Raw genomic sequence first — 1,203 nt, 5'->3', positions numbered from 1 at the left:
CGGTGACCCTGTCGCGCTCCGCCGACCTGGTGGTCGCCCTGCTCGCCGTACTGAAGTCCGGCGCCGCGTACCTGCCCATCGACCCCGACTACCCGGCCGACCGCGTCGCCTACATGCTCGACGACGCCAAGCCCGTCATCGTCCTCGACCAGCTGCCCGACACCGACGGCCACCCCGGCGGAGACCCGCAGATCGTCGTACCTGCCTCCGCGCCCGCGTACGTGATCTACACCTCGGGCTCGACGGGCCGCCCCAAGGGCGTCGTCGTTCCGCGCGGGGCGCTGACGAACTTCCTCGGCGCGATGCAGGACCGGTTCTGGCTCGGCCCGAACGACCGCCTGCTCGCGGTCACGACGGTGGCGTTCGACATCGCGGGCCTGGAGCTGTACCTGCCGCTGCTGAACGGCGCGACGCTGGAACTGGCGGCCCGCGACACCGTGCTCGACCCGACCGCCCTCAGCGAGCGGGTCGCCCGCGCCACCATCGCGCAGGCGACGCCGAGCCTCTGGCACGCGCTGGTCACCGACAACCCGCAGGCGCTGGCCGGGGTACGGGTCCTCGTCGGCGGCGAGGCCCTGCCCACCGACCTGGCCGCCTCCCTCACCCGGCATGCCCGCTCCGTGACGAACCTGTACGGGCCGACGGAGACGACGATCTGGTCGACGGCCACCGAGGTGACGGGCCCGGACGTCACCATCGGCCGCCCTGTCGCCAACACCCGCGTGTACGTGCTGGACGCGGCGCTCCGCCCGGTACCCGCCGGCGTGGCGGGCGAGCTGTACATCGCCGGGGACGGCCTCGCCCACGGCTACCTCGGCCGCCCCGACCTGACCGCCGAACGCTTCGTGGCCGACCCGTACGGTCCGCCCGGCGCGCGCATGTACCGCACCGGCGACCTGGTGCGCTGGAACAGCAACGGCGAGCTGGAGTACCTGTCCCGCTCCGACCAGCAGGTCAAGCTCCGCGGCTTCCGCATCGAACTCGGAGAGGTCGAGGCCGCCCTCGCCTCTCACAAGGACGTGGAGCGGGCCGCCGCCCTCGTACGCGAGGACGTCCCCGGCGACAAGCGCCTCGTCGCCTACGTCGTTCCGGCGGCCGGGCACACCCCCGACCCGGGCCTGCTGCGCCGGCACGTCGGCGCGGCGCTGCCCGAGTACATGGTCCCGTCGGTGGTGGTGACGCTGGACGCGCTGCCGCTGACGC

1 protein-coding gene is annotated in these 1,203 nt (G+C 73.7%); it reads left to right on the top strand.

The genetic code is table 11. The features are described from left to right. A partial coding sequence (locus tag OF819_RS28985) for an amino acid adenylation domain-containing protein (RefSeq protein WP_267246625.1) occupies nt 1-1,203 on the top strand: 1,203 nt, incomplete at both ends.

Source organism: Streptomyces sp. PR69 (assembly GCF_026420845.1).
In the GTDB taxonomy this organism is placed as follows: domain Bacteria; phylum Actinomycetota; class Actinomycetes; order Streptomycetales; family Streptomycetaceae; genus Streptomyces.
The sequence above is the reverse complement of the archived record's forward strand: the minus strand, read 5'-3'. Positions and strand labels throughout refer to the sequence as shown.